The 26,195-nt window shown below is 66.6% G+C and carries 26 protein-coding genes; 21 read left to right on the forward strand and 5 right to left on the reverse strand.

Annotated elements, in window-relative coordinates; genetic code table 11:
* Nucleotides 1-199: 199 nt before the first annotated feature.
* The 3 genes from IEW19_RS09745 (at nt 200) to IEW19_RS09755 (ending at nt 3,484) form a co-directional block, all read left to right on the forward strand.
* Nucleotides 200-568 (forward strand): hypothetical protein, encoded by a 369-nt coding sequence (locus tag IEW19_RS09745; RefSeq protein WP_373283582.1) that lies wholly within the window; start codon nt 200-202, stop codon nt 566-568.
* Nucleotides 565-2,565, forward strand: coding sequence for an acyl-CoA dehydrogenase family protein (locus tag IEW19_RS09750; protein WP_188571435.1), 2,001 nt, complete (start codon nt 565-567; stop codon nt 2,563-2,565). Before IEW19_RS09745 ends, IEW19_RS09750 begins: the two co-directional genes overlap by 4 nt.
* Nucleotides 2,566-2,629: 64 nt before the next feature.
* Nucleotides 2,630-3,484 carry a hypothetical protein gene (locus IEW19_RS09755; RefSeq protein WP_188571436.1) on the forward strand — a complete coding sequence of 285 codons (855 nt, stop codon included), beginning with the start codon at nt 2,630-2,632 and terminating at the stop codon, nt 3,482-3,484.
* Here the strand turns inward: IEW19_RS09755 and IEW19_RS09760 are convergent, their stop codons facing one another.
* Nucleotides 3,485-3,853 (reverse strand): YchJ family protein, encoded by a 369-nt coding sequence (locus tag IEW19_RS09760; protein ID WP_188571560.1) that lies wholly within the window; start codon nt 3,851-3,853, stop codon nt 3,485-3,487. It lies immediately after the preceding gene.
* 193 nt (nt 3,854-4,046) lie between these two features.
* On the opposite strand from IEW19_RS09760, the gene IEW19_RS09765 reads away from it, so the two are divergent.
* The 5 genes from IEW19_RS09765 to IEW19_RS09785 all read left to right on the forward strand — a co-directional run bounded on the left by IEW19_RS09765 (nt 4,047) and on the right by IEW19_RS09785 (nt 8,238).
* Nucleotides 4,047-4,697, forward strand: coding sequence for a hypothetical protein (locus IEW19_RS09765; RefSeq protein WP_188571437.1), 651 nt, complete (start codon nt 4,047-4,049; stop codon nt 4,695-4,697).
* Nucleotides 4,698-4,737: 40 nt separating this feature from the next.
* Complete coding sequence (locus IEW19_RS09770) at nt 4,738-5,742, forward strand: aldo/keto reductase family protein (RefSeq protein ID WP_188571438.1); 1,005 nt, start codon at nt 4,738-4,740, stop codon at nt 5,740-5,742.
* Between the two features lie 3 nt (nt 5,743-5,745).
* The gene (locus IEW19_RS09775) at nt 5,746-6,597 is read left to right on the forward strand and encodes an SDR family oxidoreductase (protein ID WP_188571439.1); all 852 of its coding nucleotides are present in this window, start codon (nt 5,746-5,748) and stop codon (nt 6,595-6,597) included.
* 89 nt (nt 6,598-6,686) lie between these two features.
* Complete coding sequence (locus IEW19_RS09780) at nt 6,687-7,814, forward strand: sulfite oxidase (RefSeq protein WP_229748411.1); 1,128 nt, start codon at nt 6,687-6,689, stop codon at nt 7,812-7,814.
* Nucleotides 7,815-7,854: 40 nt separating this feature from the next.
* Nucleotides 7,855-8,238 carry an RNA-binding S4 domain-containing protein gene (locus IEW19_RS09785; protein ID WP_188571440.1) on the forward strand — a complete coding sequence of 128 codons (384 nt, stop codon included), beginning with the start codon at nt 7,855-7,857 and terminating at the stop codon, nt 8,236-8,238.
* 15 nt (nt 8,239-8,253) lie between these two features.
* Here the strand turns inward: IEW19_RS09785 and IEW19_RS09790 are convergent, their stop codons facing one another.
* Nucleotides 8,254-8,766 carry a hypothetical protein gene (locus IEW19_RS09790; RefSeq protein WP_188571441.1) on the reverse strand — a complete coding sequence of 171 codons (513 nt, stop codon included), beginning with the start codon at nt 8,764-8,766 and terminating at the stop codon, nt 8,254-8,256.
* A 337-nt stretch (nt 8,767-9,103) separates the two neighbouring features.
* Here IEW19_RS09790 and IEW19_RS09795 point away from each other — a divergent pair, with 337 nt between their 5' ends.
* The 3 genes from IEW19_RS09795 (at nt 9,104) to IEW19_RS09805 (ending at nt 11,971) form a co-directional block, all read left to right on the forward strand.
* The gene (locus IEW19_RS09795; RefSeq protein ID WP_188571442.1) at nt 9,104-10,357 is read left to right on the forward strand and encodes an HNH endonuclease; all 1,254 of its coding nucleotides are present in this window, start codon (nt 9,104-9,106) and stop codon (nt 10,355-10,357) included.
* Complete coding sequence (locus tag IEW19_RS09800; RefSeq protein ID WP_188571443.1) at nt 10,344-11,225, forward strand: cytochrome c oxidase assembly protein; 882 nt, start codon at nt 10,344-10,346, stop codon at nt 11,223-11,225. Before IEW19_RS09795 ends, IEW19_RS09800 begins: the two co-directional genes overlap by 14 nt.
* Nucleotides 11,226-11,353: 128 nt before the next feature.
* Nucleotides 11,354-11,971 (forward strand): uracil-DNA glycosylase family protein, encoded by a 618-nt coding sequence (locus tag IEW19_RS09805; protein WP_188571444.1) that lies wholly within the window; start codon nt 11,354-11,356, stop codon nt 11,969-11,971.
* An 18-nt stretch (nt 11,972-11,989) separates the two neighbouring features.
* Here IEW19_RS09805 and IEW19_RS09810 read toward each other — a convergent pair whose 3' ends face one another.
* On the reverse strand, nt 11,990-13,234 hold the full coding sequence (locus IEW19_RS09810; RefSeq protein WP_188571445.1) for a type II toxin-antitoxin system HipA family toxin: 1,245 nt from the start codon (nt 13,232-13,234) through the stop codon (nt 11,990-11,992).
* Entirely contained in the window at nt 13,231-13,500 is a 270-nt protein-coding gene (locus IEW19_RS09815) for a helix-turn-helix transcriptional regulator (RefSeq protein ID WP_188571446.1), read from the reverse strand. The genes IEW19_RS09810 and IEW19_RS09815 overlap by 4 nt, the downstream gene beginning before the upstream one ends.
* Nucleotides 13,501-13,727: 227 nt before the next feature.
* Between IEW19_RS09815 and IEW19_RS09820 the strand changes: the two genes are divergently transcribed.
* The 6 genes from IEW19_RS09820 to IEW19_RS09845 are packed head-to-tail and all read left to right on the forward strand — an operon-like array spanning nt 13,728 to nt 19,717.
* Nucleotides 13,728-14,270, forward strand: a complete 543-nt coding sequence (locus tag IEW19_RS09820) for a phosphatase PAP2 family protein (protein WP_229748412.1) — start codon at nt 13,728-13,730, stop codon at nt 14,268-14,270.
* 9 nt (nt 14,271-14,279) lie between these two features.
* Nucleotides 14,280-14,933 (forward strand): DedA family protein, encoded by a 654-nt coding sequence (locus IEW19_RS09825; protein ID WP_188571447.1) that lies wholly within the window; start codon nt 14,280-14,282, stop codon nt 14,931-14,933.
* A gap of 42 nt (nt 14,934-14,975) precedes the next feature.
* Nucleotides 14,976-15,683: a FadR/GntR family transcriptional regulator gene (locus IEW19_RS09830; RefSeq protein WP_188571448.1), complete on the forward strand. Its 708-nt coding sequence runs from the start codon at nt 14,976-14,978 to the stop codon at nt 15,681-15,683.
* Between the two features lie 30 nt (nt 15,684-15,713).
* Nucleotides 15,714-16,763, forward strand: coding sequence for an asparaginase (locus tag IEW19_RS09835; RefSeq protein ID WP_188571449.1), 1,050 nt, complete (start codon nt 15,714-15,716; stop codon nt 16,761-16,763).
* 7 nt (nt 16,764-16,770) lie between these two features.
* On the forward strand, nt 16,771-18,192 hold the full coding sequence (locus IEW19_RS09840; RefSeq protein ID WP_188571450.1) for an aspartate ammonia-lyase: 1,422 nt from the start codon (nt 16,771-16,773) through the stop codon (nt 18,190-18,192).
* 10 nt (nt 18,193-18,202) lie between these two features.
* Entirely contained in the window at nt 18,203-19,717 is a 1,515-nt protein-coding gene (locus IEW19_RS09845; protein WP_188571451.1) for an amino acid permease, read from the forward strand.
* Nucleotides 19,718-19,802: 85 nt separating this feature from the next.
* Here the strand turns inward: IEW19_RS09845 and ggt are convergent, their stop codons facing one another.
* Nucleotides 19,803-21,635: a gamma-glutamyltransferase gene (gene ggt, locus IEW19_RS09850; RefSeq protein ID WP_188571452.1), complete on the reverse strand. Its 1,833-nt coding sequence runs from the start codon at nt 21,633-21,635 to the stop codon at nt 19,803-19,805.
* Nucleotides 21,636-21,722: 87 nt separating this feature from the next.
* On the opposite strand from ggt, the gene IEW19_RS09855 reads away from it, so the two are divergent.
* The 4 genes from IEW19_RS09855 (at nt 21,723) to IEW19_RS09870 (ending at nt 26,176) form a co-directional block, all read left to right on the forward strand.
* Nucleotides 21,723-22,670 carry an L-lactate dehydrogenase gene (locus tag IEW19_RS09855; RefSeq protein ID WP_188571453.1) on the forward strand — a complete coding sequence of 316 codons (948 nt, stop codon included), beginning with the start codon at nt 21,723-21,725 and terminating at the stop codon, nt 22,668-22,670.
* Between the two features lie 73 nt (nt 22,671-22,743).
* A complete protein-coding gene (locus IEW19_RS09860) occupies nt 22,744-24,060 on the forward strand; it encodes an ATP-binding protein (RefSeq protein ID WP_188571454.1) in 1,317 nt (438 codons plus the stop codon).
* A 65-nt stretch (nt 24,061-24,125) separates the two neighbouring features.
* Nucleotides 24,126-24,671, forward strand: coding sequence for a flavodoxin domain-containing protein (locus tag IEW19_RS09865; protein WP_188571455.1), 546 nt, complete (start codon nt 24,126-24,128; stop codon nt 24,669-24,671).
* The gene (locus IEW19_RS09870) at nt 24,668-26,176 is read left to right on the forward strand and encodes a carboxylesterase/lipase family protein (RefSeq protein WP_188571456.1); all 1,509 of its coding nucleotides are present in this window, start codon (nt 24,668-24,670) and stop codon (nt 26,174-26,176) included. The genes IEW19_RS09865 and IEW19_RS09870 overlap by 4 nt, the downstream gene beginning before the upstream one ends.
* Nucleotides 26,177-26,195 lie beyond the last annotated feature (19 nt).

Here is a 26,195-nt window from a genome sequence, read left to right on the forward strand (position 1 = left end):
CCGAAAACTGCCAACTACAAGGTTAACGCAGGAGGCCGCGACCGCTCCGTGACCTACCTGCGGGTAGTGTTTCGATCCCGTATCAACAGGCGCTGGTGCCCGCGCCGGGTCTGGCTGGCCGCGCCGCTGTCCCCCTACGCTTCTGCTACTGGTCTTCACCACAAGTCTTTCGCAAAGCACTGTCGCAGCAGGGGGATTCATGCAGTTCGATCTAAGCTCAGTGGAAACAGCCACCTTGGTCTTCATCGGGACACTGGTGTTCGGCGCTATTCTGGCGGCGTTCGTCCTCGCGGCAGGGCTGGTTGCCCTGGTGGTGCTGGGCGCGGGCAAGCTCACCTGGATGGTGGTGGTGAATACGCTGATGGCGGTTGTCCACGCGATCAATTCCGGCTGGGACAGGCTGGTGCACCGCGCCTCCGACGTGGAGCTCCCCAGCGATTTCCCGGCCCAGCCTTCCCCTGGCACGGGAACCTTACCCGCGGGTAATCTTGAGGGACAGCTGAAGGGTTCTCCAACCCGGCGGATCCATGGCTACACCGGCCAATCCGGCCAAGGAGATAACCCATGACCTCCGCAACTGACAGCCAGGCCAAAGACGCCCCGGCTGAAGAAACCCCCGTCCCGGCCGGCCACATCGGCGCCGGCGCCACCGCTGAAGATGCCCGGGCCGTCGCCGAAGCTGCCCGGGAATCCGGCTGGGACCGCCCCAGCTTCGCCAAGGGCCTCTACCTGGGCAGTTTCGACCTGGACCTGGTGCATCCATGGCCTGCTGCCGACCCCTCCTCCGTGGAGCGGGGCGAGGAGTTCATGGCCCGGCTCACGGAGTTTGCACAAACCATGTCCGGGCGGGTGATCGAACGGGAAGCGAAGATCCCGGACGAGTACATCAGGGGCCTTGCGGACCTCGGCGTCTTCGGCATGAAGATCCCGGAGGAATATGGCGGCCTGGGCCTCTCGCTGGTCTATTACGGGCGGGCCCTTGCACTGCTCGGCAGCGTGCATCCCAGCCTCGGGGCCCTCATCTCCGCCCACCAGTCCATCGGAGTTCCGGAGCCGGTCAAGGTCTTTGGCACGCCTGGGCAAAAGCGCGAGTACCTGCCGCGCTGCGCTGCCGGCGCCGTCACCGCGTTCCTCCTCACCGAACCGGACGTGGGCAGCGATCCCGCCCGGCTGGGGAGCACTGCAACGCCCACGGACGACGGCGACGCGTACCTTCTGGACGGCGTGAAGCTTTGGACCACCAACGGGGTGATCGCTGAGCTGGTGGTGGTCATGGCGGTTGTGCCGGCCCACACGGATCCGGACGGCACCACGCACAAGGGCGGCATCAGCGCGTTTGTGGTGGAGATGGACTCGCCGGGCATCACGGTGGAAAACCGCAACGCCTTCATGGGCCTGCGCGGCATCGAGAACGGCGTGACCCGGTTCCACCAGGTGCGGGTGCCGGCCGCCAACCGGTTGGGCCGTGAAGGCCAGGGCCTGAAGATCGCGCTGACCACCCTGAACACCGGCCGGCTCGCACTGCCGGCGCTGTGCGTGGCATCCGGGCGCTGGAGCCTGAAGATTGCCCGCGAATGGTCCAATGCCCGCACCCAGTGGGGCAGGCCCGTGGGCGAACACGAGGCCGTGGGCAAGAAGATCGCCTTCATCGCGGCCTCGGCCTTTGCCCTGGACGCCGTGTTTGAACTTTCCGCCGAACTTGCCGATGCCGGGCAGAAGGATGTCCGCATCGAGGCCGCGCTCGCAAAGCTGTGGGCCACGGAGATCAGCTGCCAGATAGCGGACGAGCTGGTACAGATCCGGGGTGGACGCGGCTTTGAAACGGCCGAATCACTGGCAGCCCGCGGGGAACGTGCGGTGCCGGCGGAACAGCAGGTACGGGACCTTCGCATCAACAGGATTTTCGAGGGGTCTTCCGAAATCATGCGGTTGCTGATTGCCCGGGAAGCGGTCGATGCACACCTGGCCGCCGCGGGCGATCTTGCGTCCCTGGACGCCAGCCTGGCCGACAAAGCGAAAGCCGCCGTCGGCGCCTCCAGCTTCTACGCGAAATGGCTGCCAAAGCTGGTGGCCGGCGCCGGAATGGACCCCCGCTCCTATGCTGAGTTCGGCAGGCTGGCCAAACACCTCCGGTTCGTTGAACGCTCGTCGCGGCGGCTGGCGCGGCAGACCTTCTACGGCATGGGCCGGTGGCAGGCCAAGCTGGAGCGCAAGCAGGCGTTCCTGGGCCGCGTGGTGGACATCGGCGCCGAGCTCTTCGCCATGACGGCGTGCTGCTCGCGCGCGGAAATGCTCCTCAAAACGTCCCCTGAAAAGGCCGCCGGCGCGTACGAGCTCGCCGACGCCTACTGCGAGCAGGCCAGGGTGCGGGTGGACGAGTACTTCGACAAGCTGTGGCGGAACACGGACGATGCCGACCATGCACTGACACGCAGGGTCCTGGCCGGTGACTACACGTGGCTGGAGGCGGGGGTCCTGGACCAGTCCGAAGGCACCGGCCCGTGGATCGCCGATGCCTCGCCGGGACCGTCCACGAAGGAGGACCTGCACCGGAAATACCGGTAAAACCGCAGGTCACAAAATAGTAAGCAGGCTTGCTATCACCGGGAGCGAGTGGTTGAGTTGAGACATGAGCAGCTCAACGGAACCAGAGAACCTGCCTTCCCGCCGTGCCCGGGAGGACGAAACCACCCGCAGCGGAAGCTACCGCGCAGGCGAAGCGGACGACGCCGCCACGCGCTCGTTCGACCAGGCGCCGGCCCGTCCGGTGGAACGCGACCGTGCCGCAGCCCCCATCGCGGAGCGGTCGCCTGAATCTGCCCCGCCCTCCGCGGAGCGGGAGTACAAGCCTGCCCCCACCACCGCGACACCCGTGGTGGACCCCGCGCTGGTGGACCGGGAAACCGCCGTCGCGCGCCAGAAGGAGCGGTTTGGCGGGATCAAAGTGGGCTCTGCCTTCTTCGGGTGGCTGACCGCCACCGGGATGGCGGTCCTGCTGACCGCACTTGTGGCAGCCGCCGGAACCGCGGTGGGGCTTGCCAGCAACACCGACGTCAACGAGGCCGTGAACCAGGCCGCGCAGAACAGCGGCACGGTTGGGCTGGTGGGCATCATCGTCCTGTTAGTGATCCTGTTCCTCTCCTATTACTGCGGCGGCTACGTGGCTGGCCGAATGGCCCGCTTCAACGGCGCCAGGCAGGGGATCATGGTCTGGCTCTGGGCCCTGGTCGCGGCCGTTGTGGTAGCCATCCTGGGCCTCGTGGCAGGGCAGCAGTTCAATGTCCTGGCCAACCTGAACAGCTTCCCGCGCATCCCCGTCAACGAAGGGCAGCTGACCACCACCAGCATCGTCGCCGCGATCGTAGTTGCCGTCGTGGCCCTGATCGGCGCAGTGCTGGGCGGCCTGGCGGGCATGCGGTTCCACCGGCAGGTTGACCGCGCCGGCTTCACGCCGGACAGCGAGTTTTACGACGACGAGGAATAGTCAGCTTAGGATGTCGCCGTCTACATATAGCCAGCGGCCGTCCTCCCGCACGAACCTGCTGTTCTCGTGCAGGACACCGCGCGCCTTGCCGTGCCGGTAGTACGCCTTGAACTCGACCGTCCCAGCAGTATCAAACGGACCGCCGCCGCCGGTGGCCAAGATGTCCAGGCGGCGCCATTCCATGGCGGGGTCCAGGTCCAGGCCAGCCGGCGCGGTGGACGGATGGTGGGTCCGCAGCAAATAGCCCTCATCCAGCCGGACAAACGCGCTGTAGCGGGACCGCATCAACTGTTCCGCCGTGGCCGCCTGGGCCCGGCCGGAATGGAACCGGCCGCAGCACGCGGCGTACGGCTCGCCTGACAGGCACATGCAGTTCGCGGACGCAATCGATTCTGTCACCCGGTGATGCTGTCATATCGGGTAACAGCTTCGCTACAACCTGGCCCGTGTCCTGCCCACGGCGGCATGGCACGGCAAAAATCCGTATGGTGGAGAAGGAGCTTGGCACCGGGCGCTGTTCACCGGATCCGAACCCAGGATGTTGGCAGAGAGGAGAGATGACGTGGAGCACCCGGACACTCTCGTCCTCAACCTGACCTTCCTGGGCACCATGGGTGTTGCTCTCCTGATGTTCCTTGTCCTCTTCCTGCTCGGAGTCATCACCCTGGTCCTCGCAGGCCTGGGCCGCCTGACCGCCGTCGTGCTGATGGCCTTGTTCGGGCGCGGTCCCGGCAAGCGGGATTCCCTGCGTTTTGCCGGCGCGCCCGCGCAGCAGGCAGGAAGCAGGAAGCTGCTTCGTGAACGTGCCGCCGCACTCAAGCCAAACCGGCTGAAGAAGTCGCTGCGCACCGCCGTCGAACGCCATCCCAAACTTGCCGCGGCCCGCCCCGATCCCCGCGTCCTCGCCGAAGACTGGGCCTCTGCCGTTGCCGAAGCGGACAGGCGCGCCCAGGCCAGGGCCCGGGCTGAACGTCCCGAGATCAAACTGTCCGTGCGGGATCTTCCGGACCCGGCCGTCCCTGCCGACAAGGTCTCCGAAGTAGCTCCGCTGGTGGAGTCCGCCCTGCACAATCACCGGCCGCCGCACGAAATGCCCAGGTCCTTCAAGAAGCCCCAGCCACTGCATCCCCTGCCGCCGCTGGATACCGGGTCCCTTGTTTCCCTGGCCGGGCCGCAGCAGGTGCTCAAGGAGCAGGCCAAGGAGAACGGCTAAGCCCTTACCCTGAGCAACCATCTGGGTTAGCGTGAAACCCATGGAATTCAGATACCTCGGAAACAGTGGCTTCAAAATCTCGGAAATCACCTTCGGCAACTGGCTGACGCACGGCTCGCAGGTGGAAAACGACGTCGCAACGCAGTGCGTGCGCGCGGCCCTCGACGCCGGCATCAGCACCTTCGACACGGCGGACGTCTACGCCAACACGGCCGCGGAAACCGTCCTGGGCCAGGCCCTGAAGGATGAGCGCCGCGAATCCGTGGAAATCTTCACCAAAGTCTTCGGCCCCACCGGGCCCAAGGGCAAGAACGATCTAGGCCTGTCCCGCAAGCACATCATGGAATCCATCAACGGTTCGCTGCGCAGGCTGCAGACGGACTACGTGGACCTGTACCAGGCCCACCGCTACGACTTCGAAACGCCCCTGGAAGAAACCATGCAGGCCTTCGCAGACATTGTCCGGCAGGGCAAGGCGCTGTACATCGGCGTGAGCGAGTGGACCGCGGACCAGCTCCGCGAGGGCCACAAGCTGTCCAGGGAACTCGGCTTCCAGCTCATCTCCAACCAGCCGCAGTACTCCATGCTGTGGCGCGTGATCGAAGCCGATGTGGTCCCGGCGTCGGAAGAGCTGGGTGTGTCCCAGATCGTCTGGTCGCCCATGGCCCAGGGGGTCCTCAGCGGCAAGTACCTGCCCGGGCAGCCGGCTCCCGAGGGCAGCCGGGCCACGGATGAGAAGGGCGGTGCCAAGATGATCCAGCGTTGGATGCGCGACGACGTCCTGGCCGGCGTGCAGGAGCTGAAGCCGATTGCCCAGGAGGCGGGGCTGTCCATGCCGCAGCTTGCGGTTGCGTGGGTGCTGCAGAACCCCAATGTTGCGTCCGCCATCGTGGGGGCCTCCCGGCCCGAGCAGATTGCTGACAGCGTGGGGGCGGCAGGCGTGAAGCTGGAGGCGGAGGTCCTCAAGCGGATCGACGACGCCATCGGTGGCCTCGCCGAACGGGACCCTGCCCAGACCAAGTCGCCGGCTACCCGGGAAGCGTAAGCCGTGCCGGAGCTGCCGGAGCTTGCGGTCACTGGATCCACCGGCGGCCTGGGCGGAATGGTGGCGCGGCATCTTGCCGCGTCCGGTTTCGCCCAGCGCCTGCTGGTGCGCGATGCCGCCCGGGCGCCGCAGCTGGACGGCGCGCACGCCGTGGTGTGTTCCTACGCGGACGGCGCGGCGTCACGGCAGGCGCTGGACGGGGCCAAAGTCCTGTTCATGGTGTCCGCCGCGGAGGCCGAAGACAGGCTGCAGCAGCACTATGCGTTTGTTGACGCCGCTGCGGACGCAGGGGTGGAGCACGTGGTGTACACGTCCTTTTACGGGGCCGCGCCGGATGCCACCTTCACCCTGGCCCGGGACCATTACGCCACAGAGGAACGGATCAAGGCTTCCGGGATGGAATACACATTCCTGCGCGACAACTTCTACCTCGACTTCCTGCCGCTGATGACCGGAGACGACGGCGTGATCCGCGGGCCTGCAGGCGACGGCGTTTTCTCGGGAGTGGCCCGGGAGGACATTGCCCGCTGCGCCCATGCCGTGCTGAGGGATCCGGCCATCCACAAGGCCACCACCTACAACCTGACCGGCCCGGAGGAACTGACCATGAAGCAGGCCGCCGAGGTGTTGAGCGCCGGCACGGGGCGGACCGTCAGGTACCAGCCGGAGACGGTGGAGGAAGCTTACGCATCACGGGCCTCCTACGGTGCGCCGCAGTGGCAGCTGGACGCGTGGGTCAGCACCTATACGGCGATGGCGGCGGGTGAGATGGCCGGGCTTTCACCGGACGTTCACGGCTTGACCGGGCAGGACCCCATCAGCCTCGCCGACTTCCTGACGCGGCCGGTTCTGTAACGCGGACTTTTAAGCGTTGACGGGCGGGTGGGCCCGGCGTAGACCTGTGGCGGGGGCGTCCTCAGTCCGCCGATCAGAATCGCACCGCCATGAACTACAGCAACCAGCAGTCCACCCAACAGGAGCCAGCCGCGGGACCGGCGCCGGGGCTGCCGCCGGCCGCTGAGCCTACGGCCGGCCCGCTCACCCCGGAGGAGCTCCAGCTCGCCGCCCGCAACCATTCCATGCCGCTTGAGGCGCTCCGCCGGGAGGTCACGCCGCCGGGGCTCCACTACGTGCTCACGCACTTCGACATTCCAGACCTCGACGGTCCGTCCTGGCATTTGCGGATCGGAGGGGCGGTTGAACGTGCCCTGGAGCTGGGCATGGCAGCCCTCCGCCGGGATCCGGCCATCACCGTGCGCGTTACCCTCGAATGCGCGGGCAACGGCCGGTCCCTCCTGGAGCCCCGGCCACTCAGCCAGCCCTGGGTCCTGGAGGCGGTTGGCACGGCCCATTGGACCGGGGTTCCGCTGGCCTACCTCCTGGGCAAGGCAGGGGTGCAGCCGGACGCCGTGGAGGTGGTCTTCACCGGAGCCGATGCCGGGGTACAGGGCGGCGTCCCCCAGCAGTACGCGCGGAGCCTGCCGATCCGTGAAGCGCTGCGTCCCGACGTCGTCCTCGCCTACAAAATGAACGGCACCGACCTGCCGCCCCAACACGGCTACCCGCTGCGGCTGGTGGTCCCTGGCTGGTACGGGATGGCCAGCGTCAAATGGCTGCAGTCCATCGATGTGGTCAAGGCGCCGTTCACAGGGTTCCAGCAACAGGTTGCCTACCGCTACCAGGACTCCGCGGACGACGCCGGCACACCGGTTTCGCGGATCAGGGTGCGGTCGCTGATGGTTCCCCCGGGTGTCCCGGACTTCTTTACGCGGCAACGGTTCCTCCGCCCGGGGCCGGTCATGCTGGAAGGCAGGGCGTGGTCAGGGGAAGGCGCCGTGACCGCCGTCGACGTGGGAATCGACGGCTCATGGCTGCCTGCCCACCTGGACAAGCCGGCAGTCGGTTACGCGTGGCGGAGGTGGACCCTGCCATGGGTGGCTGACCCCGGGGAGCACGTCCTGGCCTGCCGCGCCACGGACATCACCGGGGCCACCCAGCCCCTCGAACAGAACTGGAACTACCAGGGGATGGGCAACAACGTGGTGCAGCAGGTGCGCGTCACGGTCGAATAGCACGGCTCACTTCGGGGCGGGGCTATACTCGGTGCCAGCCATGACCAGCCTTCCGTCCTCCCCTGCCAGCGCCCGCATTGATGCGTGGCTGTGGGCCATCCGCGCCTACAAGACACGCTCCGCCGCCACCGCGGCCTGCCGTGCCGGCCACGTACGCCTCAACGGCACCCCGGCCAAGGCCTCTGCAACCCTCGTCACCGGCGATACCGTGACGGTACGGATGTCCGGCTACGAGCGCATCCTCGAAGTGCGCCGGCTGATCGTCAAACGTGTGGGGGCCGAGGCGGCTTCCCATTGCTTCTCGGACCACACTCCCCCGCGGCCTGTACTGCCGGCGCTTGGCCTGCCTCAACGGGACCGGGGCGCAGGCCGGCCCACCAAGAAGGACCGCCGCGAGATGGAGCGCCTGCGGGGGCCGGCTTAAGCGCGGCTGGAGACGTCACCCGCCGGACCTGGTGCGCGCCTGCACGAGGTTAGCGAACGGCAACCGACCGAATTCCGCCACGAAGGCGGAATGGCAAGCCGCTTCTGCTTCATTCAGTTGTTCCGCCGGGAGTTCTTTCCACGCAATGGCCAGCGATCCGGCGTCGGCAAGCTGCCAGATTGCCCGCCCGTCCCAATGCCCGGGCGGCTTGCCTTGCCCGAAGTCCACAAACTCCTGGATCTGGCGTCGCAGTCCCCGGTTACCTTTGCTTCCGGGCCCGGCCTTTCCCACGTAGAGAACGACGGCGCCGTCCACCCACTCGGCTTTCAGCGCGGCTGCGGGGAGGGATGGTTCCTTCTTCTTGAAGACGCCCGCGGTGCTCTTCGTGAGGAAGCGCGGCTGGAAATCTTCCGGAGCCAAGACGGTGAAGAGGCCTGTTCCTTGCGGGATCCTCATGGTTTCGAGGTCCTGGATCGGCCGGAAGCCAGCGAAACCCTCGGCCTTCAGGCCCTTCCTGGTGAACTGCATAATCCATTGAACAGCACGTCCTGCGACTGCTACTGCGTTTGCGTTTTCCACATAAGGGTTTTGGGTGGCTGTGGTTGTCTCGCCCCGGTGGAAGACTTTGGTTATGGAAGCGGTTTTGGGGACGGTGGCAGTGGTGGGGGCGGAGCCCCAGGTGCCCTTTGCTGCTGGTTTGTCTCGCTCTTCGCCTGCTGTTGCCACCGTTGCTGATGCGCCGGAGTCCCCGACTGCTGTTCTTGCTGCTGATGAGCCAGCGCTACGCGGCTCGTCTGCTACGCCGTCCCTTGCTGCTGTCTTGGGGTTGCTCGCCCGCGTTCCTGTGCCGGCCGATGGTGCAGGCATGATCGACCAGATGCGGCTGTGGGAGGACGTGAAGTGCCTGGCGGGCGCGCAGCAGGCCCGGCTTGCCGTGGCGTTGGATGTCCAGCAGCGGCGGGAGCAGGCCGCGGCCGGGGTGCCGGTGGAGGAGCAGGGTGCAGGGGTCGCGGCGCAGATCGCGTTGGCCCGTCGGGAGTCCCCGGCCCGGGGGTCGAGGTTGCTGGGGCTGGCCAAGGCCCTCACCGGGATGCCCCGCACATTCGCGGCGTTCCGGAGCGGTCGACTGAATGAGTGGCGGGTGACCCTGATCGTGAAGGAAACCATCTGCCTCTCGGTGGAGGACCGGGCCGGGGTCGATGAGGAACTCGCCGCCGACACCGGCACCCTGGACGGCGCAGGCGACAAATCGATCATCGCCACCGTCCGCGCCGCCGCCTACCGGCGGGACCCTGCCTCGGTCGCTAAGCGGGCCGCACGTGCGGTCACGGAACGGTGTGTGAGTCTGCGCCCTGCCCCTGACACCATGACCTACCTGACCGCGCTGCTGCCGGTCACACAGGGTGTGGCCGCGTACGCCGCCCTCGGGAAGGAGGCTGATGCCGCCCGCTCGGCAGGGGATGACCGGTCCCGGGGGCAGGTCATGGCCGACACCCTCGTCGAAAGGATCACCGACACTCCGGGCGGGATCAGCGGCGTGGAGATCCAGCTCGTCATGACCGACCGCACCCTCCTCCAGGCCGACGCCGAACCAGCAAGGCTCCCCGGCTACGGCACGGTCCCGGCACCCTGGGCACGGGACATCGCCCTCACCGGCGGGTCAAGCAACTTTGGAACACCAGCAGCCGGCCCGGCAGCCGTTGAAGAACTCAGACTGTGGGTCCGCCGCCTGTACACCGCACCCGGCGCCGGAGAGCTGGTGGCGATCGATTCCAAAGCCCGGATCTTCCCTGCCGGGCTGAAACGCTTCCTCCAAATCCGCGACGATACCTGCCGGACCCCGTACTGCGACGCCCCCATCAGGCACCACGACCACATCACCGCCTGGCACAACGGCGGACCCACCAGCGCCGGCAACGGCCAAGGCCTCTGCGAAGCCTGCAACCACACCAAAGAAACACCCGGCTGGACCGCAAAACCCATCCCCGGCCCACGCCACACCGTCGCAACCACCACCCCAACCGGCCACACCTACCACTCCACCGCACCACCACTGCCGGGCACACGGACAGGCAGCTCTCAGGAACACCGCCTAGCATTGGCGCGTGCCACCCCTTGAGATCCTTATGTCCTCCTGGCAACTTGACTGGGCAGCCGCTGCGTTCGTCATGCTGGCCGGGGTCCTGTACGGGTGGGGAATGAGGTCAGCCGCGCGGACGGGCCACCGCTGGCCGGCGTGGCGGGCGGTAGCGTTCTACGTTCTCGGCCTGGGCTCGTTTGTTATCCTGACGTGCGGGTTCACCGGAGTCTACGGTCCGCAGCAACGGTGGGCGTTCACCCTCAAGATATCCCTGCTGCTCTTTGTTGTTCCGCTGCTCATCGGGCTGGGAAAGCCCCTTACCCTCGCCCGGGCGGCATCGACGGCCAATGGCAGGGCAGCGCTGGACGCAGTCCTGTCCAGCCGGCCGATACGCTTCGTCAGCAATTCATTCGGCGCACCCTTGCTGGGCCTGGCGCTCTTCTCCACTTTCCTCACCCCGGCCTTCTACACGCTGCGGACCGACCCCGTGGCCGGTGCACTCCTCACCCTGGCCGTCCCACTGCTGGGCCTGCTGATGGCGCTTCCCATCATCGAAGAGTCCGACTTTCAACGGTCCAGCGCCTACCTCACCCTGGAATTCATGTTCGTCTTCATCGAGCTGCTGATCGACGCGGTCCCCGGGATCCTGCTGAGCCTCAACGGCCAGGTGCTCGACAACGTGATGTCAGTTCCCAATCCCCAATGGTGGTTCAGGGACGCGCTCCAGGACCAGCAGTTTGCGGGAAACCTGCTGTGGTTCATCTGCGAACTACTGGACCTGCCATTGATCATCCTCATGTTCATCCGCTTCTCACGCAGCGACAAGAGGGAAGCCGGCGCCTTCGATGAACTGACCGACGAGCAACTTGACGAACTTCAAAACCAGCACCTGCGTCGACGGCAATAGTCAGGCAGGCGGCCTCAGCACGGCACCGGCAGGGGTGCTGAGGGAATCAGTGTGCCCACCCCTCCCCGGGGAAGCGTAGAGTGACATAGGACGCCGATTCTGGACGCCTCGCTGCCAAGGGAGAAATCGTGACGATTGATTGGGACGAAAAAAAGGCCCTGCTAAAGGAACCGAATATCGCAAAGGTATCCCAGCTTTGCGAAGAACTGATGGAAAAGAAGCCCGGTTCCACTGTCCCCTACATCGACCCGGTCCATGACGAAGATGAGTGCAGGATCATCAGCCTCCAGGCCAGTCCCGGCAAGGGGACCGAGTCCGGATTTGTCTCCCACAACAACGACGATGAAGCGGCCCGCCGCGCCACCCAGATCTACGAGCTCGCCGAGCTGAACCCCCGCTACGTCATGCCCTGGAATGCGTACCCCTGGGTCCGGGAGACCGGTAGCCCGTCGGCGCTGAGTGTCCAGGAGAAGACCGACGGTCTCCGCCCGTTCCGCCAGTTCCTCAAAATCAACTCCCGGGTTTCGGCGATCATCGCGCACGGCACCGACGCCTCCACGTTCCTGACCCTGTTCGAGAAGACCTACCATTCATCACTCAAGAACAGCGGGATTAAGATCTATAAGGCCTCCGCGCTCGGCGGCAGGGCCTTTGCCGTTTCTGAGACCAAGCAGGAAGAGCTCCTCGCCAAGAGCGTGGAAACTTACCGGGATGCGATGCAGCGGGCAGGCATCCAGCACCTCTAGGCCCAGTTTGGGAACGCATCATCCTTCGAACAATCGACGGCGGTGCTTCAGCTCCTTGACCCACGCCCTGGTGACCATCCCAGGAAAAGGCGAGCCGCCGTCGTCGTTCCCCTCGAAGCGAGCGACGGCGCCGAAGGCCGTCCCTGCCTCAAGGTCACTAAGCAACGGTCCGGACGCCCTGAGCGCCAACTCCACCACCTTGGCTGCTGCACGCTCCTGAAGCCCGAGCCCCGCCGCCCAGCCAACGAAGTGGCGGTGGGATATGCCGGTCCGCTTGCCGCCCAAGGTCAGCGCCAGGGTCTTGTCGCCGTAAACAACTGTTGAGGGAATGTCGTAAAGCGGGGCGATCCCCCACTCCCCGTGTGGATCCTGGACCATGGACACGTTTTTGGCGTGCAGGTCGCCGTTGCCCGTGAGCCATGCAAACGCGGCCTGGATGGCGAGGTTCCGGAGGGCGGGAAGCGGCGCTGAACAGTGATGCGCCAGCGCGTTGCAGACTTGCCCGTAGCCCACGTTGTACTTGTCCGCCGGGTATAGGCCCAGCACCTGCGCCCCGTCTTCCACAGCCAGGGAAAGTACTTCGCCCGGTCCACTGCCCGGCAGCGGGACCCGGTCGAACCGTTCCACCAGCAGCCCGGGCCGCCCTGCAACATCGCGGATCAGCTGGACACTGCTGAGGGGAATCCGCAGCTTAGCTGCGTAGCGGAACATGACGAACTCGTTCTCCACCACATGCGGAAATTCGGGGGCGTTGAGTTTGAGGATGTACCGCTTGCCTGCGTTGGCCACGGGAAGGGAGATCATCCCGGCGGACAGCTTGTCCTGCACGCCGGCGAGCGCCACGGGGTCGATCAGGTCAGGGTCCCCGATGAGCTGTTCGAAGTCCACAGGCCGCCCGGAGTCGAGGTGCACCGCATGCTCGTCCGGGTTTACAGGTTCCCCATGGCCAACTAACTGCACGTCCCCCACCGGATTCCCACCCGCCGCGATGAGCAGCGAGAGATCGTCGTCGGCGCTGGTTTTGATTGACCGGCGAAGCGCGTTGAGCCGGCGACCCTCCGGTAAAAGGCCAGTGAAGTAAGGCGGGGCAGCACCGGCGGCGGACAGGACGGGTTCGCTGGTGAGCGGCAGGGAGCTCGCGACGGCGGGTCCCCCGGACGCCAGGTAGGCAGGAAGGTAGCTGAACCTGGTCCCGCCATCGTGCCTCTCAAGCTTCGCGGCCAGGACGCCAGCCTTGTAGACGTCAGCTATCCGATGCCTCATTCTGCGGCACCGCCGTCTCCGGCGTCCGCGCCCGCGAGCGCGCGGACGGCCGTGCTGGTCCGCGGCGTGATCCGAAGTTCGAGCCCCAACGTGTCCAGCACCGAAAGCAGCGAATCCAACTGGACGCTGGGCTTTCCCTGCTCCACGAAACGGATGAACCGTTCGGATACGCCCGCAATGTCCGCAAGGTCACGCTGGGTCAAGTGCAGGGATTTGCGCCGGGCGCGGACGTCCGCCGCCAGACGGTCCGGAAACTCGTTCAGCACCTGGACCTGGACCCCCTTAGATAGGAATGAACGTGCCGATTCTGTTGATTGCCAGCCTAGCTATCCCGGGCAGACCGGTAAAGGGTTCGCTATAGGCACGTACGTGCCTATAGCGAACCAGCGAATTCCGGTTGGCAGACAAAAGTCGGCACTGTCAGGGGTTTTTCAGGAGAACGTGGGCATACTCGTAGGTACCTTAACCGGCGAAAGAACCAGGCTGAACCTTGATGTCCCCCACCAACCGCTCCCCGCAGGCAGCACCCCCGGCGGAGCCTGCGGCCGTCCGCATGGCGGTCCTTCCGCAGCTGCGGCATTGGATCGCCGCGCCCCTCATCGCGGCAGTGTTGATCGTGGCGGCTGGCCTGGCCCTGCGGTTCATTCCCGCACTGACCTCAGCGGACATGTCGGTGGACGCCGAACTCAGCCATGACCACACCGCACCCCTGCTGATCCCAGAGCCGGGAACGGACAGCTTCCCGAGTGGACACGTCGCACTGGCCTCCGCGCTGGCCATTGCCGTTTTCCTACTGGCCCGTGGCACCAGGTGGCAGCGGCCCGCGGCCACCCTCGGTATCGTCGTGGCGGTTACCGTCGCCTTCTCGCGCGTCTATCTCGGCGTGCACTACCCCACCGATGTCGCGGCGTCCTTCCTCACCGCGGCCACCGGGGCTGCATTCCTGACCGGCCTGTGGAACCGTTTCGGCCTGTCAGTGCTGGGCCGGGTGCCGTTCCTGGCAAAGTTCGGACCGGTCACGGTCCGGCAGGCATAGAATCACGTCATGACGGGCTTCATCGACGGCCTTCTGAACGTCAGCCCGCTCGCGGCGTACATCGCCGTCTTCTGCCTGGTGTTCGCCGAGGACGCATTGTTTATCGGCTTCGTCATTCCGGGTGAAACAGCTGCCGTCCTCGGCGGGGTGGTGGCCAGCCGAGGCGAGGTGGACCTGGCCACCATGATGGCCCTGGTGGTGGCCGCCGCCATCCTTGGCGACAGCGTCGGCTACGAGGTCGGCAAGCACCTGGGCACCCGAATCCTGAAGACAAAAATGCTGGCCCGCCACTCCGGCAGGCTGGAGAACGCGCAGGACTTCCTTCGGCGCAAGGGTGGCTCTGCCGTCTTCCTGGGCCGCTTCACCGCCTTCTTCCGGGCCGTGATGCCCGCCCTCGCCGGGACGTCGCGGATGCCCTATGGCCGCTTCCTCGCCTACAACGCCGCCGGCGGCGTGACCTGGGGCGTCGGCTTCGTCCTGCTGGGCTTCGTTGCAGGCAACTCCTATGAGGCCGTCGCGAAGGCAGTGGGCCAGGACCTCGCCGTCGTCATCGCCGCAGTGGCGGTGGCGGCACTCCTCGCCTGGCACTTCCGCTCACGACGGCGGCGGCAGCGGCGGCGGCGCGCTGCCAGCCAACCGCTGGACAGCCCCTCCGACTCCTAGGGGGAGTTTGACAGCCACTGTGACCAGTGCCATATTTAAGGCGTGAACCTGTCAGACAGCCGGACAGCAGGACAGCCTGTGTCCCGTCCCCTTGCCCGGCTGAGCGCTGCCGAGGCGGTGTTCAATGCCATCCGTGAGGACATCGAATCAGGCACGATTCCGGTGGGCAGCAAGCTCAGCTCGGAGGCCGAGCTCTCCCAGCGGTACGGAGTCAGCCGCTCAGTGATCCGGGAAGCCCTCCGCTCCTGCACCGCACTGGGCCTGACGGTCACCAGGACCGGCAAGGGCACGTTCGTCAAAGCCAGCAAAGTTGCCAGCGACCTCACTCTTGGGCAGTATTCGGCGCGGGACCTGACGGAAGCCCGCCCGCACATCGAGGTTCCGGCTGCCGGACTGGCGGCGGAACGGCGCACTCCAGAGGAACTCGAAGTCCTCCGCGCGGTGGTTTCCGCCATGGCCGCGGAAACGGATCCGGAATCCTGGGTGGCCCTGGACTCCAGCTTCCACGCCGCTATAGCACGCGCCAGCGGCAACAAAGTGTTCGCGAGTGTCGTGGCTGACATCCGGGACGCGCTGGCACACCAATCCGAGACGCTGAACATGGTGGCAGACCGCCAGCACGCCTCCGACGTGGAACACCAACAGATCCTCGCTGCCATCGAGGCCGGCTCCGCCGAAAAGGCCCGCGCCGCCATGGCCCACCATCTGGAGGCCGTGGGCGTGGCCCTGGACTCCATCCTCAACAGCTAGCCAACTCCAACCAACCCTTCCAAGGACCCCATGCCATCCCCCGTGTCTTCCGCTGCCCACACCGCTGCCCTGGCCGAGCTGGACCTGCCGCAGCACACCCCGCTGGTCGCCGCCATCCGCGACGGCCTGGTAGAGAGCGTCCATTACGGCTCCGCCATTGCCCTTGCGGCTGACGGTTCAGTGGCGGCAACTGCGGGGAATCCCGTGGCGCCGTTCTATCCCCGGTCCGCGCTCAAGCCCCTCCAGGCAGTGGCCATGGTCCGCGCGGACCTGGAACTTCCCGCGGATCTCCTGGCCCTGGCCGCGGCAAGCCATTCGGGTGCGGCAGCCCACCGCGACGGCGCCCTGCGCATCCTCGAACTGCACGGGCTCACTCCCGCAGACCTGGAAAACAGCACGGACCTCCCCTATGGCACGGCCGAGCGGGAGGACTGGCTGCGCAACGGCGGCACTGCCACCCAGATCACCCAGAACTGCTCGGGCAAGCACGCCGCCATGGCCGCCACCTGCGTAATCAACGGCTGGCCCGTGCAGGGCTACCTGGACCCCTCCCACCCGCTGCAGCAGCTGGTGGCCCGGACCGTCACCGACCTGGCCGGGGAGGAACCGGCCAGTGTGAGCACCGACGGTTGCGGCACCCCCCTGTCCGCCCTCACGCTGGGCGGCATGGCCCGCGCCTTCGGCCGGATCGCCCAGGCGGCCGCGGACGACGACGGAAGCCCGGAAGCCGCCGTCGGACTCGCCATGCAGCAGCACCCGCAGATGGTGGCCGGCGAAGGCCGTGACGTCACCGAGCTGATGCGCCTGCTGCCCGGCGCCGTGGCCAAGGACGGCTTCGAGGGCGTGCAGCTGGTGGGCCTGGCCGACGGCAGTGCCGTGGCCGTCAAGATTTCCGACGGCGGCGACCGCGCCCGGATGCCCGCCGCCGTCCGCCTGCTGGAGGCGCTGGGCGTGGACACCGAGCCGCTCGCCGGCATCGCCACCGCCCCGGTACTGGGGGGCGGCCACCAGGTGGGCTGGCTGCAGGCCATCGACTTTTTGAATAACCTGTCCACGCCCGACGACGACGAAGCCCTGTGAGGACACCATGACCACCGTCGAAACAGCTGTACCCGCACAGGTCCGCTCCGAGCACGACCTGCTCGGCGACCGCGACATTCCCGCCCACGCATACTGGGGCGTGCACACGCTGCGCGCTGTGGAGAACTTCCCTATTACCGGGCAGAAGCTGTCCTCCAACCTGCACCTGGTCCGCGGGCTGGCCGCAGTGAAACTGGCCGCCGCACGCACCAACCGTGAACTTGGCCTGCTGGACGCCGAACGTGCCGGGGCCATCGAGCGGGCATGCCACGACGTGCTTACCGGCCGCTTGGCCGACCAGTTCGTGGTGGACGTCATCCAGGGCGGCGCCGGGACGTCGTCGAACATGAACGCCAACGAAGTCATCGCCAACCGGGCGCTGGAAATCCTGGGCCACCCCAAGGGGGACTACGCCCGGCTGCACCCGAACGACCACGTCAACCTGAGCCAGTCAACCAACGACGTGTACCCCACGGCGGTCAAGCTGGGCACCATCTTCGCCGCCAGGGAACTGCTGGAGGCGCTCAAGGAACTCGAGGACGCCTGCGCTGCCAAGGCGCTGGAATTCCGCACCGTGGTGAAGATGGGCCGCACCCAGCTGCAGGACGCCGTCCCCATGACCCTCGGCCAGGAGTTCGGCAGCTACGCCGTCACCATCGGCGAGGACCGGCTGCGCCTGGCGGAGGCTGAGCTGCTGATCCATGAGATCAACCTCGGCGCCACCGCCATCGGCACCGGGCTGAACGCCCCCGCCGGCTACGCCGAGGCGGCCTGCCGGCACCTGGCGGAGGTCACCGGACTGCCCCTCGTGACCGCCGTCGACCTCATCGAAGCCACCCAGGACGTAGGTGCCTTCGTGCATCTGTCCGGCGTCCTCAAGCGCGTGGCCGTCAAACTCTCCAAGATCTGCAACGACCTCCGCCTGCTCTCCTCAGGGCCGCGCGCCGGCTTCGGCGAAATCAATCTGCCGGCCGTCCAATCCGGATCCTCCATCATGCCCGGCAAGATCAACCCGGTGATCCCGGAAGTGGTCTCCCAGGTGGCCTACGAGGTGATCGGCAACGACGTCACCATCACCATGGCCGCCGAAGCCGGACAGCTGCAGCTCAACGCCTTCGAACCGGTCATCGTCCACAGCCTCCACAAGAGCATTTCCCACCTCGAGGCAGCATGCCGCACCCTTACGGCCCGCTGCATCCGTGGAATCACCGCCAACACCGAACACCTGCGCCGGACCGTGGAGCAGTCCATCGGCCTGGTCACCGCATTGAATCCCCACCTCGGCTATGCCACCGCCACCGCCATCGCGCAGGAAGCACTTGCCACCGGCAAAGGCGTGGCTGAACTGGTCCTCGAACACGGGCTCCTCACCGATGCCCAGCTCCAGGAACTCCTGAGCCCCGAACGCCTGGCCAACCTCAGCAAGTAAGGACACCCCCATGACAAATACCCCCCTTCCAGACCACCTTATTGACGGAGGTCACGCGCACGCGTCCGAGACCTCCCTGCACGCCGAGGACAAGGGCTACCACAAGAACCTCAAGCCCCGGCAGATCCAGATGATCGCGATCGGCGGAGCGATCGGCACCGGCCTGTTCCTGGGCGCCGGCGGCCGGCTGAACGCGGCCGGCCCCTCCCTGGTCATCGCTTACGCCGTGTGCGGGTTCTTCGCGTTCCTGATCCTGCGCGCCCTGGGCGAACTGGTCCTGCACCGGCCATCCTCGGGCTCGTTCGTCTCCTACGCCCGTGAATTCTTCGGTGAGAAGGCCGCGTTCGTCTCCGGCTGGTTCTACTGGATCAACTGGGCCACCACCACCATCGTGGACATCACCGCCGCGGCCCTCTACATGCACTTCTTCGGCAACTACGTCCCCTGGATGGCCGACGTCCCGCAGTGGGCCTGGGCACTGACCGCCCTCGTCGTCGTCCTCGCCCTGAACCTGGTCTCCGTGAAGGTCTTCGGCGAAATGGAATTCTGGTTCGCCCTGATCAAGGTGGCCGCCCTGGTCGCATTCCTCATTATCGGCACCTACTTCGTCATCTTCGGCACCCCGGTGGACGGCCAGCAGGTGGGCCTCAACCTGCTTTCAGACAACGGCGGCATCTTCCCCAACGGCCTGCTGCCCATGATCATCCTCATGCAGGGCGTCCTGTTCGCCTACGCGTCCATCGAACTGGTGGGCACCGCCGCCGGCGAGACCGAGAACCCTGAAAGGATCATGCCCAAGGCCATCAACTCCGTGGTCTTCCGCATCGCCGTGTTCTACGTGGGCTCCGTGATCCTGCTGGCCCTGCTGCTGCCCTTCACGTCCTACCAGAAGGGCGTCAGCCCCTTCGTGACGTTCTTCGGCTCCATCGGCGTACAGGGCGTGGACGTCATCATGAACCTCGTGGTGCTCACCGCCGCCCTGTCCTCGCTGAACGCCGGGCTCTACTCCACCGGCCGGATCCTGCGCTCCATGTCCGTCAACGGCTCGGCCCCCAAATTCGCCTCCCGCATGAACAAGGCGGGCGTCCCCTACGGCGGCATCGCCATCACCGCGGTGGTGTCCCTCCTGGGCGTTCCGCTGAACTACCTCGTCCCCGCCGACGCCTTCGAGATCGTCCTGAACATCGCTTCCGTGGGCATCATCATGACCTGGGCCACCATCGTGCTGTGCCAGATCCAGCTCAAGCGCTGGGCGGACAAGGGCTGGGTGGAGCGCCCCTCCTTCCGCATGTTCGGGGCCCCCTACACTGGTTACCTCTCCCTGGTCTTCCTGGTGGGCGTCCTGGTCATGGTCTTCATCGACTCACCCCTGACCATGCTGGTCACCGCCATCGCATCAGTCCTCATGGTCCTGGGCTGGTACGCCTGCCGCAAACGGATCCGGGAAATCGCGGAAACCCGCGAAGGATTCACCGGCCTTTCGCCGGTGGTGGCCAACCCCCCGGCCGAGACCTTCAAGAAGTAACAGGCTTAAACGTCCGACGGCGGCACCTGGGTTCTGGATTTCCGGAACCCGGGCGCCGCCGTCGGGGTTTAACGCACCGCCTGCCCTACTTTGACGGTTTCACAACCATGGCCGACCCGCCGCCGCGCCTGACCGGCTCGGCTGCCGCCAGGGTCCGCCCGTCCTCAAGGAACTCGATGGCGGTGGCCGCCCCGATCTCCGAGGCCGACGTGAACGAGTCGCCCGACGGTGTCAGCTTGTGGCCGAAGCGGGACGTCAGGGCCGGCCCGTACTTGTCGATGAATGCAGGCTCCGCCGTCACCTTCTCAGTGTTCCGCTGGGAGGCGCGGGGTGCCGCAATCGCGTCCGGGGTGCTCATGCCCAGGTCGATGCGGTTGACGATGGTCTGCAGGACAGTGGTGATGATGGTGGAGCCACCCGGGGAGCCCAGGGCCAGGAACGGCTTGCCGTCCTCCAGCAGGATTGTGGGCGACATGGACGACCGCGGCCGCTTGCCCGGCTCGATCCGGTTGGGGTCCGTGGCGCTGTAGACCGTGGAGAAGTCCGTGAGCTCGTTGTTGAGCAGGAACCCGCGGCCGGGGACAACCATGCCGGAGCCGCCGGTCTGTTCAATGGTCAGCGTGTACTCCACCACGTTGCCCCACTTGTCGGAGACCGTCATGTTGGTGGTGGAGATGTTCTCCGTGTCCTTTTCATCGGCGAGCGCCGCCGGTTTCGCCGGGCAGGTTCCGTCGTAGGAGGTGACGTTACCGGGCTTTACGGGCTTGGCTGCCGCGTGGTTGGGGTCGAGCTCGCAGGCACGTTCCTTGCCGAAGATGGGATCGGTCAGGGCCTCGGTGGGCACGTCCACGAAGGCGGGGTCACCCACGTACTTCCCCCGGTCAGCGAAGGCCAGCGCGCTGGCCTCAAGGTAGTGGTGCAGCACGGCCGGCTGGTCCTTCTTAAGGCCAGGAAGGTCGAACACGTCCAGGATGTTCAGCGACTCCCCCACGGTGGTGCCGCCGCTGCTGGAGGGTGCCATGCCGTAGACGTCGTAGCCGCGGTAGTCCACGTGCGTGGGGTCCTGGTCCAGGGCTTCATAGTTGGCCAGGTCCTCCGTGGTCATGGAACCCACGGGCACCGGGAGCTTGGTGTCCGGGGACTTGGGCGGGTTCTGGACGGTCTTGGCGATCTCCTCGGCCAGCGGGCCGGTGTAGAACGCGCTCATGCCCTTCCGGGCCAGCAGGCGGTAGGTGTCGGCGAGATCGTGGTTCTGGAAGACCGAGCCCACCTCCGGCAGCTTGCCGCCCTGCAGGTACAAGTCCCGGGTGGAGGTGAATGCCGCGAACCGCGCCTGGTTGTCCTTGGTCTGGTTGCGGAAGGTGTCATCCACCACGAACCCCCGGTCCGCCACCTTGATGGCGGGCTTCAGCGCGTCCCCCAGGCTGATGCTGCCCCAGCGTTCCAGTGCACGTTCCCATGTGGCAGGCGTACCCGGGATACCCACTGAAACGCCGCTGGTGACCAGTTCCGGGGTGAACGGATAGGGCTTCTTGGTGGCGGGGTCGATGAAGGCATCCTGCTTGATTCCTGCCGGCGCCGTTTCGCGCCCGTCGATGGTGCTGACCTTCCCGGACTTGGCATCGTAATAGACGAAATAGCCGCCACCGCCGATTCCGGCGCTGTACGGCTCAGTGACCCCAAGGGTGGCTGCCGCGGCGACGGCAGCGTCCACCGCGTTACCGCCCTTGCTGAGGACGTCGATGGCCGCCGCCGACGCTTCCGGGTCCACCGTGCTCACCGCACCGCCGTAGCCGGTGGCCGTGGGGTTCTTGTCGGTTTGCCGCGGATCCGCGGAAGCGGGGCTGAGGGCCCCAGTGGTGACGCTCATCGCCAGCGCCGCAGTAACAGCTGCGAGCCGGCGTCCGAGATGTGGCATGGTGGCTCCTAGGTGGAGGTCGAGTGATGTGGGCCACGCTACTCTTCGGGTAGGACACTCTCAACGACCCCGGGAAGGACGGAAACCATGGCAGGATCCAAACTCGTGGTGGTAGGTGCCGGAAGCGTCGGCACCTCGCTGGCGTACGCCGCACTGATCCGCGGCTCCGCCAGCAACATTGCATTGTTCGACGTCAACGCGCCGAAGGCGGAGGCAGAAGCACTGGACCTTGCCCACGGCAGCCAGTTCGCCGCGGCGTCGGCAACCGTCAGCGGCGGCGGGGATATCGCCGTAACCGAAGGCGCCGACGTCGTGGTCATCACGGCGGGGGCCAAGCAAAACCCGGGCCAGAGCCGCCTGGACCTGGCCGGCACCAACGTGCGCATCCTGGAACAGCTGATGCCGCCGCTGCTTGAGCGGGCGCCGGACGCCGTCTACGTCCTGGTGACCAACCCCTGCGACGTCCTGACAGTGGCCGCCCAGCGCATTTCCGGGCTGCCCCCGGAACGTATTTTCTCGTCCGGCACGGTACTGGATACGTCCCGGCTGCGCTGGCTGCTGGCCCGCCGGGCGGGGGTTTCCGTCACCAGCGTCCACGCGAGCATGGTGGGTGAGCACGGAGACACGGAGTTTCCCCTGTGGTCCGGCGCCACGATCGGCCCCGTCCCCATCCGCGACTGGACAGTGGACGGGGAGCGCATCTTCACGCCCGAATACCTCGACACCACCGCCCGGGAAGTGGTCCAGGCCGCCTACAAGGTCATCGCCGGCAAGGGGGCCACGAACTACGCAATCGGCCTCTCCGGAGCGCGCATAGTTGAGGCCCTGCTCCGCGACGACAACGCCGTCCTTCCCGTATCCACCGTGCTGTCGGGGCTTTACGGGATCTCGGGGGTGGCACTGTCCCTTCCCAGCGTGGTGGGGCGCGGCGGCGTGCACCGCGTCCTGGAAACGCCCATGGACGGCGGCGAGCTGGCTGCCCTGCGCCATTCAGCGGACACCCTGCGCAACACCATGGACGCCCTGGGCGTCTGAGCTGCGCTTCCGGTCGCATATGCTCAGCTGAGGCGGCAACGCCGGCTCAACGACGAACCAACAGGAGTAACCCATGACCAACTGGCGGATCAGGGATTTCCATTCGGCCGACCTGGACGGGATCCTGCACCTCTGGGAGACGCTGAAGGCACACAACGTCGAACCCGTGTACGCCCTGTCCGAGGTCCTGGCGTCCTGCGAAAAGGACCATGCCGTGGTGGCCGTGCAGGGCGAGCAGGTGGTGGGCGCCGCCGTGGGACGCGCCGCGCACGACCAGGGCTGGATCGTGTTCCTGGCCACCCTTCCCGAGTACCGCGGCAGGGGCATCGGCACCTCGCTGCTGGCCGCCGTCGAAAACCGGATGGCCCCGCACGGCCTGAACAAGCTCTCGGCCCTGATGCCGGAATCCGAAACCCGGGTGGAGGCCTTCCTGAGCCGCGGCTTCGCGCTCAAGAAGAACCTGCGCTACTTCGAACGGACCATTCCGGTCCAGCGCCAGGAGCTCGGTGCCTTGGGCCAGCTCGGTGGCCGCGTCCTGGCACGCGACCTGTGGGAAAACGTGGCCGGCATGCGCAAGGAAAAGGAACTGCTGGAACGGCGCCTGGTGCTTCCGCTTGCCGAGGCGGACCTGGCCGATGAATTCGGCGTGGTGCCGCCGCGCGCCGTCGTTCTCTTCGGCCCGCCGGGCACCGGCAAGACCACCTTTGCCAAGGCCATCGCTTCCCGGCTTGAGTGGCCGTTCGTGGAGGTGTTCCCGTCCCGCCTGGCCGGGGATCCCCAGGGCCTCGCGGGTGCGTTGCGGGAAACCTTCCTGGAGATCGCCGAGTTGGAGCACGCCGTGGTGTTCATCGACGAGGTGGAGGAGATCGCGTCCCAGCGTGCCGGGGATCCGCCGTCGCCCCTGCAGGGCGTCACCAACGAGCTGTTGAAGATCATTCCGGCGTTCCGCGAACAGCCGGGCAGGCTCCTGGTGTGCGCCACGAACTTCATCCGCGCCCTGGATTCGGCGTTCCTGCGCCACGGCCGCTTCGACTACGTCATTCCCATCGGGCTGCCTGACCGGCAGGCGCGCGAGGCGATGTGGCAGCGTTTCATTCCCGCGGCGGTGGTGGATTCGGTGGACGTGGAGCTTTTGGTGGAACGCACGGAAGGGTTCTCCCCGGCGGACATCGAGTACGCGGCCCGCAGCGCCTCCCAGCGCGCGCTGGAAAAAGCAGTGTACGACGACGGCGGGCTGGCCTCCGGAGGCGAAGTTTCCGTCCGCGAGGCGGTCCGGAAAGGGCCCTCCACCCAGGACTACCTCGACGCCATTGGCGATACCCGCACCACGGTGAGCGCCGAGGTGCTGGCGGACTTCCTCGAGGACATCGAGGCACTGGGCCGCGTCTAGCAGTTGGACCTTACCGGGACTTTTGCCCCTTTGCCTGATTCCCGGGGAACGCCAAAGTGGTGGTCATGGCAAGAATCCTGATCCCTTACGGAACCTCCGAGGGCCAGACCGCGCGGATCGCCGACTACATCTCCGATGTGCTGCAGGCCCACGGCCACCAGGCGGACACCTTGGACCTTAAGCACGCAGCCCACGACCTCCCGGACGGCTACGACGGGGTCATCGTGGGGGCTTCCATCCACGCGGGCAAGCGCGAAGGGTACGTGGCAGATTTTGTCCGCCGGAACCGGGCCGCCCTGGAGAACCTGCCGGCCGCCTTGTTCTCCGTCAGCCTCTCCGCCCACGGGAAACCGGAGGACGCGGAGACGTACGTTACGGAGTTCGAGGACGGCGCCGGCTGGCACCCTGCCAAGGTGGCACTGTTCGGCGGCGCACTCCTGTACACCCAGTACGGGTTCCTCAAGCGGATGATGATGAAGAAGATCGTCAGTGGCCAGGGCAGCCCGGACACCGATACCGGCCGCGACTACATCTATACCGAGTGGGACGGGGTCCGGCGGTTCGCTGAGGAATTCGTGGCCGACCTTGACCGGAAGCCGGCTGCTGAGTGAGCCACGTCGCCACCCGCCAGGGCCAGCTCCGGGGCAGCGCCTCCAACGGCGTGCACACGTTCCTGGGCATCCCCTACGCGGCGCCCATCGTGGAAGGGAACCGGTTCCGTCCTCCGCAGCCGCGCGGGCCCTGGGACGGAGTCCGGGACGCCACGAAGTACGGCGCGTCACCCTTCCAGCCGGCTCCGCCGGAGAGCGCAGGCTCCGAGTGGGATGTGGCGCTGGCCGGCGAGGACTGCCTGAACCTGAACGTCTGGACCCCCGATCCTGGGGCCGGTGGCCTGCCTGTGATGGTCTGGATCCAGGGCGGCGCCTTCGAAATCGGCTCAACCGCGGCCTACAACGGGACAAACTTCGCCCGGGACGGCGTGGTCTGCGTGGTGATCAACTGGCGCCTCGGCCCGGACGGTTTCCTTGACCTGGGCGACGGCATCTCCAATATCGGCCTCCTGGACCAGGTTGCTGCCCTGGAATGGGTGCGGGACAACATCGCCGCCTTCGGCGGCGATCCCGGCAACGTCTCCGTCTTTGGCCAGTCGGCGGGTGCCATGAGCATTGGAGTCCCGCTCTCCATGCCCCGCGCTGAGGGGTTGTTCCGGCGCGCCATCCTGCAAAGCGGCGCGGCCCACCACGCCATCCCAGCAGGAACTGCGCAGAAGATCGGCCACTACTTTGCCGGGAAGCTCGGTGTTCCGCCCACCCGGGACGCCATCGCCGCGGTCTCCACGCCACGACTCCTCGCGGCGCAGGCGGAGCTGAAGACGGACCTGATTTCCCGGCCGGACCCGGAACTCTGGGGAGAAGATGTTGCAGCGAGCCAGATGCTGTGGCAGCCAGTCATTGACGGGGATGTGGTTCCGGGGCGGCCGCTCGAACGGATCGGCGGGGGCGCCGGCGCGGCCGTGGACGTCATGGTGGGTACCAATACCGAGGACTGGAAGATGTTCCTCGCGATTACGGGCGTGCTGGGCAGGGTCACGGCGCAGGACCTCGCGGAAGACAAAGGCGTGGAAGGCTTTCCGCGCCTGTCCGCCTACGGGCTTCCCGCGGAGGTGGCACTGCGCGAGTACCGGTCCCACTATCCGGCCAACTCCCCGGGCGAGCTCCTTGCAGCCGTGGAAACGGCCTGGTGGGTGAGGATTCCAGCGATCAGGCTGGCGGAAGCCCACGCGGGAGCGGCATTGGCAACCGCCGCCCGCACCTATATGTACGAGTTTGGCTGGCAAGCACCCGGGCTCGGAGCTGTCCACGCAGTGGAGGTGCCGTTCGTTTTCGACACCCTGGACAAGAACTCGAGGCTGTTCGGACCGTTGCTGGGGCCAAACCCGCCGCAGGAGTTGGCCGATTCCATGCACAGGGCCTGGGTGTCCTTTGCCTCGACCGGTGATCCCGGCTGGCCAGGCTACGACCTTGACAGGCGCATCACCATGCTCTTCGACACCGAACCGCGACTCATTGATGATCCGTATGCCTGGGAACGGGTCCTCTGGGGGCAGATCCGCTAGGACCCCGGGGATTCCAGCG

The organism is Arthrobacter liuii (assembly GCF_014639275.1).
Lineage (GTDB): Bacteria > Actinomycetota > Actinomycetes > Actinomycetales > Micrococcaceae > Arthrobacter > Arthrobacter liuii.

What these genes read in the sequence shown, in the direction of transcription:
- IEW19_RS09835 (WP_188571449.1), top strand. Translation starts at nt 15,714, where the DNA reads ATGCCATCCCCCGTGTCTTCCGCTGCCCACACCGCTGCCCTGGCCGAG.
- IEW19_RS09860 (WP_188571454.1), top strand. Translation starts at nt 22,744, where the DNA reads ATGACCAACTGGCGGATCAGGGATTTCCATTCGGCCGACCTGGACGGG.
- ggt (WP_188571452.1), bottom strand. Translation starts at nt 21,635, where the DNA reads ATGCCACATCTCGGACGCCGGCTCGCAGCTGTTACTGCGGCGCTGGCG.
- IEW19_RS09745 (WP_373283582.1), top strand. Translation starts at nt 200, where the DNA reads ATGCAGTTCGATCTAAGCTCAGTGGAAACAGCCACCTTGGTCTTCATC.
- IEW19_RS09785 (WP_188571440.1), top strand. Translation starts at nt 7,855, where the DNA reads ATGACCAGCCTTCCGTCCTCCCCTGCCAGCGCCCGCATTGATGCGTGG.
- IEW19_RS09780 (WP_229748411.1), top strand. Translation starts at nt 6,687, where the DNA reads ATGAACTACAGCAACCAGCAGTCCACCCAACAGGAGCCAGCCGCGGGA.
- IEW19_RS09825 (WP_188571447.1), top strand. Translation starts at nt 14,280, where the DNA reads ATGACGGGCTTCATCGACGGCCTTCTGAACGTCAGCCCGCTCGCGGCG.
- IEW19_RS09820 (WP_229748412.1), top strand. Translation starts at nt 13,728, where the DNA reads ATGTCCCCCACCAACCGCTCCCCGCAGGCAGCACCCCCGGCGGAGCCT.
- IEW19_RS09855 (WP_188571453.1), top strand. Translation starts at nt 21,723, where the DNA reads ATGGCAGGATCCAAACTCGTGGTGGTAGGTGCCGGAAGCGTCGGCACC.
- IEW19_RS09795 (WP_188571442.1), top strand. Translation starts at nt 9,104, where the DNA reads ATGATCGACCAGATGCGGCTGTGGGAGGACGTGAAGTGCCTGGCGGGC.
- IEW19_RS09840 (WP_188571450.1), top strand. Translation starts at nt 16,771, where the DNA reads ATGACCACCGTCGAAACAGCTGTACCCGCACAGGTCCGCTCCGAGCAC.
- IEW19_RS09810 (WP_188571445.1), bottom strand. Translation starts at nt 13,234, where the DNA reads ATGAGGCATCGGATAGCTGACGTCTACAAGGCTGGCGTCCTGGCCGCG.
- IEW19_RS09845 (WP_188571451.1), top strand. Translation starts at nt 18,203, where the DNA reads ATGACAAATACCCCCCTTCCAGACCACCTTATTGACGGAGGTCACGCG.
- IEW19_RS09750 (WP_188571435.1), top strand. Translation starts at nt 565, where the DNA reads ATGACCTCCGCAACTGACAGCCAGGCCAAAGACGCCCCGGCTGAAGAA.
- IEW19_RS09755 (WP_188571436.1), top strand. Translation starts at nt 2,630, where the DNA reads ATGAGCAGCTCAACGGAACCAGAGAACCTGCCTTCCCGCCGTGCCCGG.
- IEW19_RS09865 (WP_188571455.1), top strand. Translation starts at nt 24,126, where the DNA reads ATGGCAAGAATCCTGATCCCTTACGGAACCTCCGAGGGCCAGACCGCG.
- IEW19_RS09760 (WP_188571560.1), bottom strand. Translation starts at nt 3,853, where the DNA reads ATGTGCCTGTCAGGCGAGCCGTACGCCGCGTGCTGCGGCCGGTTCCAT.
- IEW19_RS09770 (WP_188571438.1), top strand. Translation starts at nt 4,738, where the DNA reads ATGGAATTCAGATACCTCGGAAACAGTGGCTTCAAAATCTCGGAAATC.
- IEW19_RS09790 (WP_188571441.1), bottom strand. Translation starts at nt 8,766, where the DNA reads ATGCAGTTCACCAGGAAGGGCCTGAAGGCCGAGGGTTTCGCTGGCTTC.